At 71.7% G+C, this 13,481-nt stretch carries 11 protein-coding genes; 5 read left to right on the forward strand and 6 right to left on the reverse strand.

The genetic code is table 11. The features are described 5' to 3' along the window. Positions 1 to 77 precede the first annotated feature (77 nt). A complete protein-coding gene (locus tag ACWEFB_RS06750) occupies positions 78 to 656 on the forward strand; it encodes a dienelactone hydrolase family protein (protein ID WP_452282949.1) in 579 nt (192 codons plus the stop codon). 71 nt (positions 657 to 727) lie between these two features. Here the strand turns inward: ACWEFB_RS06750 and ACWEFB_RS06755 are convergent, their stop codons facing one another. From ACWEFB_RS06755 to ACWEFB_RS06770, 4 genes are all read right to left on the reverse strand, one after another. Continuing rightward, complete coding sequence (locus ACWEFB_RS06755; RefSeq protein WP_452282951.1) at positions 728 to 1,948, reverse strand: S8 family peptidase; 1,221 nt, start codon at positions 1,946 to 1,948, stop codon at positions 728 to 730. A 67-nt stretch (positions 1,949 to 2,015) separates the two neighbouring features. Next, positions 2,016 to 3,251 (reverse strand): S8 family peptidase, encoded by a 1,236-nt coding sequence (locus ACWEFB_RS06760; protein ID WP_452282953.1) that lies wholly within the window; start codon positions 3,249 to 3,251, stop codon positions 2,016 to 2,018. A gap of 232 nt (positions 3,252 to 3,483) precedes the next feature. Beyond that, positions 3,484 to 5,643, reverse strand: a complete 2,160-nt coding sequence (locus tag ACWEFB_RS06765; protein WP_452282955.1) for an amylo-alpha-1,6-glucosidase — start codon at positions 5,641 to 5,643, stop codon at positions 3,484 to 3,486. Positions 5,644 to 5,872: 229 nt separating this feature from the next. Next, positions 5,873 to 9,175 (reverse strand): BTAD domain-containing putative transcriptional regulator, encoded by a 3,303-nt coding sequence (locus ACWEFB_RS06770; protein WP_452282957.1) that lies wholly within the window; start codon positions 9,173 to 9,175, stop codon positions 5,873 to 5,875. A 182-nt stretch (positions 9,176 to 9,357) separates the two neighbouring features. On the opposite strand from ACWEFB_RS06770, the gene ACWEFB_RS06775 reads away from it, so the two are divergent. Continuing rightward, on the forward strand, positions 9,358 to 10,236 hold the full coding sequence (locus ACWEFB_RS06775; protein ID WP_452282959.1) for an alpha/beta fold hydrolase: 879 nt from the start codon (positions 9,358 to 9,360) through the stop codon (positions 10,234 to 10,236). A 116-nt stretch (positions 10,237 to 10,352) separates the two neighbouring features. Further along, entirely contained in the window at positions 10,353 to 10,823 is a 471-nt protein-coding gene (locus ACWEFB_RS06780; RefSeq protein WP_452282961.1) for an amphi-Trp domain-containing protein, read from the forward strand. A gap of 243 nt (positions 10,824 to 11,066) precedes the next feature. Here ACWEFB_RS06780 and ACWEFB_RS06785 read toward each other — a convergent pair whose 3' ends face one another. Further along, complete coding sequence (locus ACWEFB_RS06785) at positions 11,067 to 11,489, reverse strand: hypothetical protein (RefSeq protein WP_452282963.1); 423 nt, start codon at positions 11,487 to 11,489, stop codon at positions 11,067 to 11,069. Then, positions 11,489 to 12,196, reverse strand: a complete 708-nt coding sequence (locus ACWEFB_RS06790; protein ID WP_452282965.1) for a hypothetical protein — start codon at positions 12,194 to 12,196, stop codon at positions 11,489 to 11,491. Before ACWEFB_RS06790 ends, ACWEFB_RS06785 begins: the two co-directional genes overlap by 1 nt. Positions 12,197 to 12,301: 105 nt before the next feature. On the opposite strand from ACWEFB_RS06790, the gene ACWEFB_RS06795 reads away from it, so the two are divergent. Beyond that, a complete protein-coding gene (locus tag ACWEFB_RS06795) occupies positions 12,302 to 12,961 on the forward strand; it encodes an acVLRF1 family peptidyl-tRNA hydrolase (protein WP_452282967.1) in 660 nt (219 codons plus the stop codon). 100 nt (positions 12,962 to 13,061) lie between these two features. Next, positions 13,062 to 13,475 carry a type II toxin-antitoxin system Phd/YefM family antitoxin gene (locus ACWEFB_RS06800; protein ID WP_452282969.1) on the forward strand — a complete coding sequence of 138 codons (414 nt, stop codon included), beginning with the start codon at positions 13,062 to 13,064 and terminating at the stop codon, positions 13,473 to 13,475. Positions 13,476 to 13,481 lie beyond the last annotated feature (6 nt).

The raw sequence follows: 13,481 nt of genomic DNA on the forward strand, positions 1-13,481 counted from the left end.
TCCGGGAAGTGTCGGGGGGCGGGGCGATACTCGTCGCGGCGGAGCCGCCCGGCACCGCGAAGGTGAGGGGGCGCGGTATGGCCGAGGTGTTGCTGTTCCACCACGCGAACGGACTGACGGCGGGGGTGCGCGGGTTCGCCGAGGGGCTCCGGCGGGCCGGTCACACGGTGCACGTGCCGGACCTCTACGAGGGGGAGGTCTTCGACAACCTCGAACAGGGTGTCGGCCACGCCCAGAAGATCGGGTTCGACACGATCCTCGACCGTGGTCGGGCCGCCGCCGAGGCGCTGCCCGCCCACCTCGTCTACGCCGGGTTCTCCCTCGGTGTCCTGCCGGCGCAGCTGCTGGCCCAGACCAGGGCCGGTGCCGCCGGTGCGCTGCTGCTGGAGGGCTGCGTCCCGACCGCCGAGTTCGGCGGGGCGTGGCCCCGGGGCGTACCGGTGCAGATCCACGGGATGGACGCCGACCCGTTCTTCGCCGGAGAGGGCGACCTCGACGCCGCCCGCGCGCTGGTCGACAGCACCCCGGACGCCGAGCTCTTCCTCTACCCCGGCAACCGGCACCTGTTCGCCGACAGCAGCCTGCCCTCGTACGACGAGTCTGCCGCCACCCTGCTCACCACGCGGGTGCTCGCCTTCCTCGACACCCTCGGCTGACCCTGTGCCGTGCGGCGCCGTTGCGGGCCGCCCCGGTCCCGCGCCCGAGGGCGGGGGACCGGGGCCACCGGTCAGGGACCGCAGTAGAGCAGGCGGTTGGGTGAGCCCGCACCCGGGTTCGACACCACCCCGCCGGTCGACACCGCAGCGAGGTGGCTCGCCACCTGCGCCGGAGTCCACGTCGGGTGGTCCTGGAGCAGCAGGGCGACGCAGCCGGCGACGTGCGCGGACGCCACCGAGCTGCTGCTGATCGTGTTGGTCGCGGTGTTGCTGGTGTGCCAGGTCGACGTGATGCCCTGGCCCGGCGCGAAGATGTCCACGCAGCTACCGAAGCTCGCCGAACCCATCCGGGCGTCGGTGATCGTGGTGCCGGCCACGGTGAGCGCCTGCGGGACCCGGCCCGGCGAGTAGTTGCAGGCGTTGCTCGCCGAGCTGCCGGCCGGTACGACAACCGGAATGCCCCGGTTGATCGTGTTGATCACCGCGGCGTCGAGTGCGGTGCTGGCGCCGCCACCGATGCCCATGTTCACCACCGCCGGGCGGACCGCGTTCTGCACGGTCCAGTCGATCCCGGCGATGACCTGCGCGAAGCTGCCGCTCCCGGTGCAGTTGAGCACGCGTACGGAGACCAGCCGGACGTCCTTGGCCACCCCGTGCAGTTGGCCGCCGATGATGCCGGCCAGGTGGGTGCCGTGTCCGTTGCAGTCGTCCGCCGGGAGCACCCCGTCGACCGCGTCGAACCCGTCGACCGCCTGACCGGTGAAGTCGACGTGCGTCTTGCGGATCCCGGTGTCGATCACGTACGCGGTGACGTTCGGCGCGGTGTTCGGGTAGATGTACTGCTGGTCGAGTGGGAGTTGGTGCTGGTCGATCCGGTCCAGTCCCCAGGACGGCGGGTTCGGTTGCACCCCGGCGGCCAGCGGGACGAGATGGTTCTGTTCCACGTACGCCACCGAGGGGTCGGCGGCCAGCCGTTTGGCGGCCCGCTCCGGCAGGCGTACCTCGAAGCCGTTGATGGCCGCGTGGTAGACGCGTACGACCGTACCGCCGTGGTCGACGGCGAGCCGGTCGGCGGTGGCGGCGACCGCGGCCGGTCCGGCGGCGGTGGCCGCGTCGCGCAGGACGACCAGGTAGCTGTCGGGTACGGCGGTGGCCCCGCCGGCGTGCAGGATCCGCCCGTCGGGCGGGCCGGCGCCCGGTGCGGCGGACGCCGGGGTGGCGGTGCCGACGGTGAGCACCGCGAGCAGACCGGCTGCGAGCAGGCGCCGGCCTCGGATACCTGATGTGTTCATCGTGTGGTCCCTCCGGGCAGGCGGCCCCGGGGCGAGTGTCGCCCCGGGGCCGGTCGTTCGTTTCGGGTCAGTACGACGGAGGCAGGTAGAGCAGCCGGTTCGGTGAGCCGGGACCGGGGTTGATCACCACGCCGGGCGTGGCGGTGGAGTTGATGAAGGACGACACGGTGGCCGGTAGCCAGCCCGGATTGGCCTGGAGCACCCTGGCCGCCGCCCCCGCCACGTGCGGCGAGGCCATCGAGGTGCCCTGGAGGCTGGCGGTGGCGGTGTCACTGGTGTACCAGGCGGAGAGGATGCCGACACCGGGTGCGAAGAGGTCCAGGCAGGTGCCGTAGTTGGAGAAGGTCGCCCGGACGTCGTTGCTCTGGGTCGCGCCGACGGTGAGCGCGGTGGTGACCGACGCGGGGGAGTAGCCGCAGGCGGGCAGGTTGTTGTTGCCCGCCGCCACCGCGTAGGTCACACCGTCCACGATGGAGCCCTGAACGGCTGTGTTGATCGAGCCGTTGAGGGCGCCACCGAGGCTCATGTTCGCCACCGCGGGCTGACCCGTCTGGTGGTTGCTGGTCACCCAGTTCACCCCGGCGATCACCCCGGCGAGGGTGCCGCTGCCGGCGCAGTTGAGGACGCGTACGGCGACCAGTCGGACGCTCTTGGCGACGCCGTACGTGCGACCGCCGACCGTACCGGCGACGTGGGTGCCGTGGCCGTTGCAGTCGTCGGCGGGAAGTGCGCCGTCGACCGCGTCGTACCCGTAGATCGCCCGGCCGCCGAACTCGCTGTGCGTGATCCGGATACCGGTGTCGATGACGTACGCGATCACGCCGCTGCCACTGCGGACGTAACTGTAGGTGGCACTCAGCGGGAGGTTCGGTTGGTCGATCCGGTCCAGCCCCCACGGCGGGTTGGTCTGGGTCACCGAGGTGGTGACGGTGTAGTTCTGCTCGACGTACGCGACCGCCGGGTCGGCGGCCAGCCGCTTGGCGCCCGATTCGGTCAGCCGGGCCTCGAAGCCGTTGAGGGCGTCGCCGTACACGTGGCCGGTGCTGCCGCCGTAGCGGGCGGCGAGGCTGCCCGCGCTGCTCTTGACCTCGGCCTGGCGGGTGCCGGCCCGGCCGCCGACCGCGCTGTCCTTGAGCACCACGATGTAGCTGCCCGGTACGGCGGTGGTGCCGGCGTGGTACCTGATGTCACCGGTGGCGGGGGCCGCAGTTACCGGCCCGGCGACCAGGACCGTGGCCACGGTGGTGGCGAGCACGGTGCCGATGGCGGCCATTCTGCGCTGGAGCGTGCGTGGAAGCGTCAACGTCCGAACCTCCCTCGATCGGGCCGCTCCCACGGGCGTTGTGACGCCGTGGAAGGTGGACCTGAATGATTGCGGAGATCCTACAGCGGCATTCATTAACGTGTATATAGCTGATCTGACGAGACCCTTTGAAAGGATTCGCCATTAGCAATTGTCGTCGATTGTCGCCAGGTCCGGTAAGGAGTGAGTTTCCATACTGGACCTGCCGGCGGTGCGGTGCGCGGAGGTGCGTTCAGTCCGCGAGGCGTACGGACGCCGTGTCCCCGGTGGCCTCGACGTTCCACAGCGTGCCCAGGGCGGGCACACCGTCCATCGCCACCCGCCCGAACTCGACCGGCACGAGTGGGTCGGCGACGAGTCGGCCGTCACGGATCTCAAGACCGAGCAGGGTACGGATGAACAGCATCGGCGCACCCGCCGACCACGCCTGCGGGCTGCACGCGGTCGGGTACGGCACCGGCAACCGCCCGTACGGACGGTCATAACCGGAGAATGCCTCGGGTAGCCGATAGTTGGAGTACGTGGCCGCGTCCAACATCGCGGTGATGATGCGGTTCGCCTCCTGGCGGAAGCCGTACCGGGCCAATCCGTGCGCGATCAGCGAATTGTCGTGCGGCCAGACCGTACCGGCGTGGTAGCCGATCGGGTTGTACCCCTCGTCCTCGGTGGACGTGGTCCGTACGCCCCAGCCGGAGAACATCGCCTCCGACATCAACTGGTTCGCCACGATACGAGCCCGCTCGGGCGGGACGATCCCGCTCCAGAGCAGATGTCCCATGTTCGACGTCATCGAGTCGATGCAGCGCTTCTCGCCGTCCAGCCCGACCGCGTAGTACCCGCCCCGCGCCTCGATCCAGAAGTCCCGGTTGAACCGGTCGTACAGCTCCCCGGCCAGGGCGCGTTGCCGGTGCGCCAGGGCCGGGTCACCCAGCGGGCCGTCGGCCAACTCCGCCAGCCGGATCCGCGCGTCGTAGGTGTAGCCCTGGATCTCACAGGTGGCGATCGGTAGCACCGGGATCGTCCCGTCGGCGAACTTGATCCCGTCCCAGGAGTCCCGCCAGCACTGGTTGCCCAGCCCCTGCGCCGAGCGGGTGGCGTACTCGATGTAGCCGTCACCGTCCAGGTCGCCGTACTCGTCGATCCAGCGTACGGCGGCGTCGATGTTGTCCCGCAGGCCGTGGACCAGGTCGTCGTCGCCGCTCCACCGCCAGTACTCGGAGAGCAGGATGAGCCAGAGCTGGGTGGCGTCGGCGGTCCCGTAGTACGGGTTGTGCGGCTTCTGGTTCAACTGGGTCAGCTCGCCGCTGCGGATCTCGTGCAGGATCTTGCCGGGCTCCTCGTCCCGGAAGTCGTCGAACTGGGTCCCCTGGGCGGACGCGAGCGCGAGCAGCGTGCCCCTGGCCAGGCTCGGTCCGGCGACAATCGTCTGGTAGGCGCTGATCAGCGAGTCCCGCCCGAAGATGGTGAGGAACCAGGGCAGCCCGGCGGCCGGCAGGACGATCGGCACCCCACCGGCGGACTTCTCGATCCGCAGCGCGGCCAGATCCGCCTTCGTCTTGTCGAGCACACCGCGCAGCAGTTCGGAGTCGAACCGCAACTCGGCGCACTCGTTGCTCCAGACGCTCACGGCGTCCTCGCGTACGCCGTCGAAAACCTCACCGAAGTGTCGGTGTTTCGGGGTGACCTGGAGTGCGCCGAACTGGAGCGGAACGGTCAGCTCGCACTGCCATTGCTGGCCCGGTTCGAGGGTCACCTGCCAGACCAGGTCGTCTCCCTCGGTACGGCTGGCCGGCGGCTCCGCCTCGACCCGGGTGCTGGCCCGGAAGGTTCCGTTCCGGTAGGAGAAGTCGAGGTGGGTGCCGTGCGAGCCGTGCGACCGGACGATCGTCTGCGACCGGTCCGGAATCGAGTCCTTGATTTCGAAGAGATCGGCGAAGTCGACACTCGCCGACAGTCGCAGATCGAACGAGATGGCCTTGTTGGCGAAACACTCCAGCGTGACGCGTTCGTGCATTCCGTCGCCGATGAAGCGCTGCCGGCGTACGCCGATGCTGTTCGCCTGGATGCCGTCGATACCGGCGTTGGTGAGAAAGAAGGCGGCCGAGTAGTCCTCGACCGTGCCGGAACTCAGCAGCAGGAGTGGTGCGCCACCGATGCGCAGTACCCAGCGGCTCAGGAACCGGGTGTCGTCGTGGACCAGCCCGCCGATGGTGCCCTCGGGAATGTCACCGGTCGCGTCCGAGATCATGAACGTCCGACCCTCGACCACCGCGACCGCGTCCGGGCCCAGTTCGGGGGGTAGGTTGCGGACGACCGCGCTCGGCAGCCCGGATTCCGACTCCAATCCCGGCATCGGGTCGGCCGGAGTCGGCCTACGCACAGCGTCTGTCACGTGCGCCTCCAGCCGAGAGAAACGGCGACATTCATAGGCTCAGGGCCAGCCTAATGCCCACCCGACAGCGCGGCCGGGCAGTCCGGAATAGCGAATTCGGACGTTGTTCCCCATCGCGTTCCGCACGGTCCCGGACGTCGGAATCAGGGCGCGACCGTGGGCGGGCTCCGGTCCCGGGAGGCACGGGCGAAAACGGCGATCGCGGTACGGCGCGGAAGCAGTCGGGACATCAGGGCCTTTCCCGGGCCGCCTCGTAGTGGCCGGCGGCCTCGGCGGGAAGTCCCAGCGCGGTGGCGAGGTCACCGAGATACCCCGCCACGGACCCGAAGCCGAGTACGCCGCTGCTCGCCCCGGCCAGCTCGTGCGCGGCCGGCAACAGTCCCCTGTAGACGGTTTCCATCGCGGTCCGGTCACCGAGGGCGAGGGCCGCACGGGCGACGAGGCCCAGCCGGGCCTCCCGCAACAGGTCGTGCGGCGACTCCGGGACCCTCGACAACGCGTCGGCGGCCTCCTCCCGGCGACCGGCGGCGAGCAGGGTCACGGGCAGGATCCACGGCTCGTACGGGCCCCAGTCACGGTCGGGCCATCCGGTCCCGTCCGGCAAGGGCTCCCGGAGGTCCAGCGAGAGCAGGGCGAGCGAGAGCAGCCCCGGTTCCATACCCGGCATGCTCCCGCCGCGCAGGCGGGTGGACGCGGCCCGGTACGCCGCCTCCGCTTCGGCCGGGTGCCCGGTGAGGGCCAGGCGCAGGGCGGCGTACCACTGGGTGAAGACGCCGACCAGCGGCAGGTCGTACCGGTGCGCGAGACGGTCGGCGGCCTGCGCGTGCGTGTCGGCGTCGACCAGGTCGGCGACCGCGCACCGGGACTGGAGCAGGATCAGGTGACCGAGCACCTCGAAGGTCACCAACTCGTGCCGGGCACCGAGGTCGACCAGTTCGGCGCCGATCCGGGCACGCTCGCCGGCCATCCCCGCCCGGTGGAAGCTGTGCATGAAGCGGGCGTTGAGGGCGAACGCCAGCAGCGCCGGGTCGCCCGTCGTCCGGGCGATGGCCTCCGCCTCGTACGCCGCCCGCCGACCACGGTCCGTGGTGTCGCCCCGCGTCTCCAGGGCGATCGTGCTCAGCAGCCGGCTGCGCTGCTCCGCCCGATCCGCGCCGAGCGCGGCCAGGGTCTGTTCGGCGGCATCGACGATCAGCCGGGACAGTTCCTCGTCGTCGTTGCGGGTCCAGATCGCCGGTACGTCGAACGCGGTGACAACCATCGCGGTCAGCTCCGGATCACCCAGGCGCACCGCCGTGGTGACCGCCTCGGCCCGGTACCGGCGGGCCCGGTCCAGGTGCCCGGTCACCGCGACCGTCCGGCCCAGCCCCATCACCGCCGCCAGCCGCTCCCGTACGTCACCGCCGCCCGCGCGGTCGTGGGCGGCGAGCGCCTGCCGCCACAACCGGGCCGCCTCGTGCGGGTTGAACCGCCGTTCGGCCTGCTCGGCGGCGGCACGGGAGTAGTGAGCGGCACGGTGTGCGGTGGTGGTGCTCCCGGCCCGGTCGAAGTGGTGGGCGAGTGTCGTCACGTCGTCCGGGTGCAACCGTTCGATCGCCTCGGCGACCACGGCGTGCCACCGGGCCCGGCGCAGCGCGGACAGGTCGCCGTAGAGGGTGTCGCGTACCAGGATGTGGGTGAAACCCGGCCGCCCGTCGGTGCCCCGTTCGGTGAGGAACCCGGCCGCCAGGGCGCTGTCCAGGGCGTCGAGGATCGGCGCGTCATCCCCGGCCAGGGCGGTCAGCACCTCCGGGTCGATGTCCCGGCCGATCACCGCCGCCTGCCGCAACAGGGTCTGCGCCGGTTCCGGCAGCCGCGCCAACCGGTGCCGGATGACGTCCCGTACGCCCGCCGGGACGGTCTGCAGCGCGGCACCGCCCCCGGCGGCCAGCAGTCGCGCGAGTTCCCGTACGAAGAACGGGTTGCCGCCGCTGCGACGGTGGATCAGGAGCGCGGTCGGGTGATCCAGGTCCTGCCCGGCGACGGTGCGGGCGAGCTGCCCGGACGCGGTCTCGGACAGCCCGCCCAGGTAGATCCGTACCGGCTCGGTGCGGGCCAGTCGGGCCAGGGCCCCGGTCAGCTCCGGGGTGATCTCGGTGGCGCGGTAGGTGCCGACGACCAGCACGGGTCCGGTGACCGGTTCCGGCTCGACCAGCAGCGCGGCCAGCAGGTCCAGGGTGCCTTCGTCGGCCCGGTGCAGGTCGTCGACGACCATCAGGGTCGGTCCCCGGCTCGTCACCGCCGCGAGGCGGGCCACCGCCGCCCGGCGCAGACGGAACCGGGCCACCGCCGGGTCCTCACCCGACCCCGGAACCGGCCGGTCCGGTTCGGACCTCGACCCGGTGAGCGCGTCGGTGATCTGCACCCACGGCCAGTCGACCGGCGCACCCTCGTACTCCGGCACCCGCCCCCACGCCGTGGTCCACCCGCGCGCCGCCAGCCGTTCGGTGAGCGCCTCGGCCAGGGCCGTCTTGCCCGCGCCGGCGTCCCCGGAGACCAGGGCGAGTGTCGCCCGGCCGTGCCGGGTCACCGCGTCGGCCGTCTGCTCCAGCCGGGCCAGTTCCTCGTCCCGGCCGACGAACGGGCGCGGTCCGTCCGGCGCGGGCCCCCCATCCGGTACGCCCACCGCCCCGACCCGCGCGCCCGGTGCCGCCACTGCGCTGCCCGGCGGTACGGCAACCTCGGCCGCGGACCGGGTGATCGGCGGGTCGAGGTGCGGGGCGTGGGCGAGGATGTCGGCCTGCAACTGCCGGAGCCGGGGGCCCGGGTCGACGCCGAGTTCCCTGGCCAGGGTCTGCCGCGCCCGGCGCAGGGTGGCGAGTGCCTCCCCCTGGCGACCCGACCGGTACAGCGCGGTGGCCAGCAACTGCCAGGTGTCCTCGCGCAGCGGATGACCGTCGGCGGTTGCCCGCAGGTCGAAGGCGGCCTCGGCGGCTCGGCCCAGCGCCAGCAGCGCTTCGGCCCGCCGTTCCACGGCCAGCATCCGGACCTCGTCCAGCCGGTTGATCTCCGCCCGTGCCCAGGTCTGCTCGGCGTACTCGGCGTACGCGGGTCCCCGCCACAGGCCGAGCGCGTCGTCCAGACCGGCCAGCGCCTCGGCGGCCCGTCCGGCGGCGAGCAGTGTGGCCGACTCGCCGACCAGGGACTCGAACCGCCAGGCGTCGACCGCGTCCGGTGCGGCCCGCAGCGCGTACCCCGGTGGTGCGGTGACCAGCAGCCGGGCCGGCTGGCGGGGTGGCCGGTCCGGTTCCAGGGCCCGCCGCAGATCGGACACGAACGTACGGATCGCCGCCACCGCGCCCGGCGCCGGCTCCTGCCACAGGTCCCCGACGAGCCGGTCGACCGGTACGACCCGGCCCCGGGCGATCAGCAGTCGGGCGAGCACCGCACGCTGGCGGGCACCCTTCAACGGAACCGGGCCACGGTCGTTGCCGGCCCCGACCGGACCCAGTACGCCGAAGGTCACCTCCGGTGCCGTCGCCTGCCTGGTCATGGCACCAATCTATGCGGCTGCCCCGGATCCGCCGGCCGTGCGGGCCGCCTACTCATTCGTTGCTGACCCGCCGCTCATCACCGCCCGGCAGGCTCGACGGGCAGGAAGCGGTACGGCGGCAAAAACGCCGATACCGCACGAAAGAGCACACAGCAACCACTGTCCCCCGGAAAGGGCCCACCGTGGAACCCAGGATCGTCGGATTCGACTACCAGCGCGTCACCGTTGCCGAGAACGTGGCACTCAACGTCGCCGTCGGCGGCGCGGGCACCCCGATCGTGCTGCTGCACGGCTTCCCGCAGACCCACCTCATGTGGCGGCACGTCGCGGCCGACCTCGCCGCCGACCACACCGTGATCTGCCCCGACCTGCGCGGCTACGGCGCCAGCGACAAACCCGCCGAAACCGACGGGAGCACGTACTCCAAGCGGACCATGGCCGCCGACATGGTCGCGCTGGCCCGCGCCCTCGGCCATGACCGTTTCGCCCTGGCCGGGCACGACCGGGGTGCCCTGGTCGCCATTCGCGCCGGTCTCGACCACCCCGACGCGGTCACCCGACTCGCCTCGCTCGACGTGCTGCCGACCCTGGACATGTGGGAGGTTCTGCACGGGGCCAGCGCCGCGGTCGGCTTCCATCTCTACCTGATGGCCCAGCCGCCGGGTCTGCCCGAGCAGATGATCAGCGCCAGTGCCGACGCCTTCTTCGGCTACTTCCTCGACATCTGGACCCGCAACCCCGACGCCATCCCGGGCGACGTGCGGGAGGCGTACCTGAGGGCGTCCCGTGAAGCCGTACCGTCGATCGTCGCCGACTACCGGGCATCGGCCGGCATCGACGTCGAGCACGACCGGGCCGACCGGGCGGCCGGGAACCGGCTCCGCATGCCGGTGGCCGTCCGCCAGCAGGACTGGGGCGACGCGCTCGGTTTCGACGCGGCGGCCCTGTGGCGGCCGTGGGCGGCGGACCTGGACCACGCCACCGTCTCCAGCGGTCATTTCATGGCCGAGGAAGCCCCCGCCGAGGTGGTCAAGACCCTGCGCTCCCTGCTGGCCCGGTAACCCGCTCCGGACCAGGCCGAGCTGGGTGTTCGCCGACGATCATCGACCTCGGAACGCCTTTCCGGGCACCGGACCCGTCCGCTGACGGTCCATCGTGGAATGCGAGCATGTCGGGCATGCAAATCTACGAGGACGCCCGTACGGTGTCGCGGGCCGATCTGGCCGCGTGGCTGCGCCAGTTGGCCAGCCAGTTGGAGTCCGGTGGACAGATCTTCTACGGTGCCGCCGGCGCGGTAACGGTCGCCGACCAGGTCCGGTGCGAGCTGGAGATCGAGCGCGAGAGCGGTACGGAGATCTCGGTCGAGATCGAGTTCTCCTGGACCGGTCCCGAGGTGGCCGGATCGGCGGACGATTCGGACGAGGCGGAGACCGACGGCGAGGACGACGAGGAGGGGAGCGAGGAGAGCGCCACCACCGAAGCGGACGGTACGGCGGACAGCGAAACCGAGCCGGCCGCGACCGAGCCCGCCGAACCTGAGCCGGCCGCGACCGAGCCTGCCGTGACTGAGTCCGCAGAGGCTGAGTCCGCGGACGCCGAACCGACGGAGGTCAAGCCGGCCGAGGCGAAGCCCACCGACGCCGCGTAGTCGTCCGGGGTGGGGCGGGCGTTCGGGGCGAAGTGGCACGGCGCCCACCGGCACGGAAGAGGTCATGTCCCCGTTGGCGGACATGGCCTCTTTCGGGGGTGAACCAGGCCAGCAGTTCGGCGGCCCTCGCCGCCACCTCCGGGTCGGTGTCGTCCAGCCAACGCACATAACGGTCGGTGTGTTCGGCGGCTGCCCGGAAGGAGTCGGCGTCCCACCGCAGCGCGGCGGCGTCGCCGAGGTCCGTCATCGTGCCGTCGGCGTACGGGTCGTCGCCGTGGTAGAGCCACCGCACAGCTCGGCGAGCTGTTCGTCGCCCACCGCGTCGGCATCGGCGAAGGTCCGATCAGGGCGGAACGGAAGATGATCGTCGCGCCGGTCACCGACTCCGACCGCACGCAGCAGTCCGAGCACCGAGGCCCGGTCGGGAGTGGCGGGGTCGTCGACCAGCGCCACCAGGAACCGTACGGTGTGACAGCTCGCCTGCCAGCGGGTCCCCTGGTGGTAGACGCTGCCGAACAGTTGGTTCAGCGCGGCGTGCCGAATGTCCCGCTCGGGTGAGCGAAGCCCCCGAAGCTGGTCGGGTACGTCGATCGCGCTGCCGTAGGCGTGGTGCAGTGCCCGCCACGGCACCACGTCCAGCCCCGTCAGGCCACCGTCGTCGGTCATCACGCCTCGATGACCGTCAGCCACTCGCCCGTACGCGGACGGTAGCCGTGCCGTTCCGAGAGTCCGCGTACGATCGCCGGCATGTGAGCGGCGCCGTAGACGACCGCCACGTCGATCCGCTCGGCCGAGCGGGTACGGACGAGTTCGGCGAGCGCGGCCAGCAACCGCTCGTCCCGTTCACCGCCGAGCGTACGTTCGAGATGATCGGTGCCCTCGTGGTCCGAGTAGAGCTCCGCCTTGCCGCTGGGCAGGTCGCTCAACTCGATCTCGGGCGAGAGCAGCCGCCGGGTGCCGCCGAAGAAATGTGCCACGGTCATGAACGGGATCAGGCACCACACCATCAGCCGGTAGTGCAGTGGCATGGCTCGCCAGCTCCGGGCGAACTCCTTCGTCGTGACGTCCGGGTTGATCAGTTCCACCCCGAGCGACCCGTACGGGATGTTGTCGACCACCAGCCCGGACCGTTTGTTGGCCGGCATCACCCGGTAGGTGAGCGTGATCGCGGAGGTGAGCACGGACGGGCCGCCGCTGACCCCCTCGACGACGAGCAGGTCACAGGCGCGCAGCCGGTCGGCCACCGCAACGTAGAACTGCGGGTTCGCCACATGGAGCATCGGGAACAGCACGAACTGCAACTGTGCGTCGTGGCGCCGAAGGCGCAGTACGGCCGACCGGGTACCGATGACACTGTGCTCGATGATCTGCATGCCTGCCTACCCCGTGGTCTGCGAGACTTCAGTTCCGGAAGGTAGGGCAGGGCGGCAAGCGACGCTGTGCCTGCGGGTCTGCCGTCCCGGACGGGTGGAGGTCAGGTGCACCAGGCACGGCCCGCCGCCGGTGGCGGGCGTTGGGTGGAGATCTCGCCGGAGCGGATCCGGGGGTGGCTCGACGGCTTCTACGGCCGGCACGACGGCGCCACCGAGCAGGGTCTCGTGCTGACCGGGGTGAACAACGGCGACACCGCCACCCTGTATCCACCACCGGGGCTCGCCACCGTGGGGGACGTCGACGCCCTGCTCGCCGAGGTCGTCCGACCACCCCGGATCGCCCTGCTGCTGGTACGCAAGGGAGCGGTCGCCACCGGTGTCGCGGACGGTACGAGCGTGACCGTGTCCAAGGTCGAGCGCTTCTACGTACAGGGTCGCACCGCGGCCGGCGGTACGTCACAGCACCGCTACGCTCGTCGCCGCGAGAACCAGGCCCAGGCCGCCGCCCAGCGGGCCGCCGACATCACCGCCCGGGTCCTGCTGCCCCACGCGCCGGGCGTGCCCGCCGACCCCGACGACGCCGTACGGGCACTGGTCTGCGGCGGGGACCGGTCGATGATCGACACCGTGCTGGCGGACCGGCGGCTGTCACCGCTGGTGCCGTTGCGCCATCCGCGACTGATCGAGTCCCCCGAACCGCGACTGGCCGTACCCGAGGACGCGGTGGTGACCGCCAGGAAGATCCGCATCCATCTGGTGCCGTGATCCGTCGCCGGTCACGTGACGGGTGGCCGGAGAGGCCACTGTGGCCGGTCGGTGTGGTCGGTCGAGCGGGAGTGTCGTACCCCGGGGGCAGCATGTGCGCATGGCTGCCCCCGCCCTGGCTCACAGCATCGACCAGTCGCGCGTTCTGCCGTTGCGCGAGGTCCGCACCCGACTGACCCAGCTCGTCGCCCTGGCCGAGCTGACCGACACCGTCACCGTCGTCACCCGCGACGGCGACCCCCGCCCGGTCGCCGCGATCGTGCCGGCATCCGCGGCCCGGTCCGTGGCCCAGGCACGCGCCGACGCCGAACGGGTCGCCACGGTCTCGGCCGGTTGGGCCCGCCGGCTCGACGAACTCCACCAGCAGAGCGTCCGCCGGCACGCGGCCGAGCTGCGCGCGGTCACCGACGCCCTCGCCGAAGCCTGGGCCGAGCTGGACCGGCGGGCCACCCCGGGCAGCGACCCGGCGCTCGCCCGGCTGCGCGGCGCACACGCCGACCTCCTCCGCGGCTGACGGCGA

Source organism: Micromonospora sp. NPDC004704, from assembly GCF_053601675.1.

What these genes read in the sequence shown, in the direction of transcription:
- ACWEFB_RS06750 (WP_452282949.1), top strand. Translation starts at nt 78, where the DNA reads ATGGCCGAGGTGTTGCTGTTCCACCACGCGAACGGACTGACGGCGGGG.
- ACWEFB_RS06755 (WP_452282951.1), bottom strand. Translation starts at nt 1,948, where the DNA reads ATGAACACATCAGGTATCCGAGGCCGGCGCCTGCTCGCAGCCGGTCTG.
- ACWEFB_RS06770 (WP_452282957.1), bottom strand. Translation starts at nt 9,175, where the DNA reads ATGACCAGGCAGGCGACGGCACCGGAGGTGACCTTCGGCGTACTGGGT.
- ACWEFB_RS06780 (WP_452282961.1), top strand. Translation starts at nt 10,353, where the DNA reads ATGCAAATCTACGAGGACGCCCGTACGGTGTCGCGGGCCGATCTGGCC.
- ACWEFB_RS06785 (WP_452282963.1), bottom strand. Translation starts at nt 11,489, where the DNA reads ATGACCGACGACGGTGGCCTGACGGGGCTGGACGTGGTGCCGTGGCGG.
- ACWEFB_RS06790 (WP_452282965.1), bottom strand. Translation starts at nt 12,196, where the DNA reads ATGCAGATCATCGAGCACAGTGTCATCGGTACCCGGTCGGCCGTACTG.
- ACWEFB_RS06800 (WP_452282969.1), top strand. Translation starts at nt 13,062, where the DNA reads ATGGCTGCCCCCGCCCTGGCTCACAGCATCGACCAGTCGCGCGTTCTG.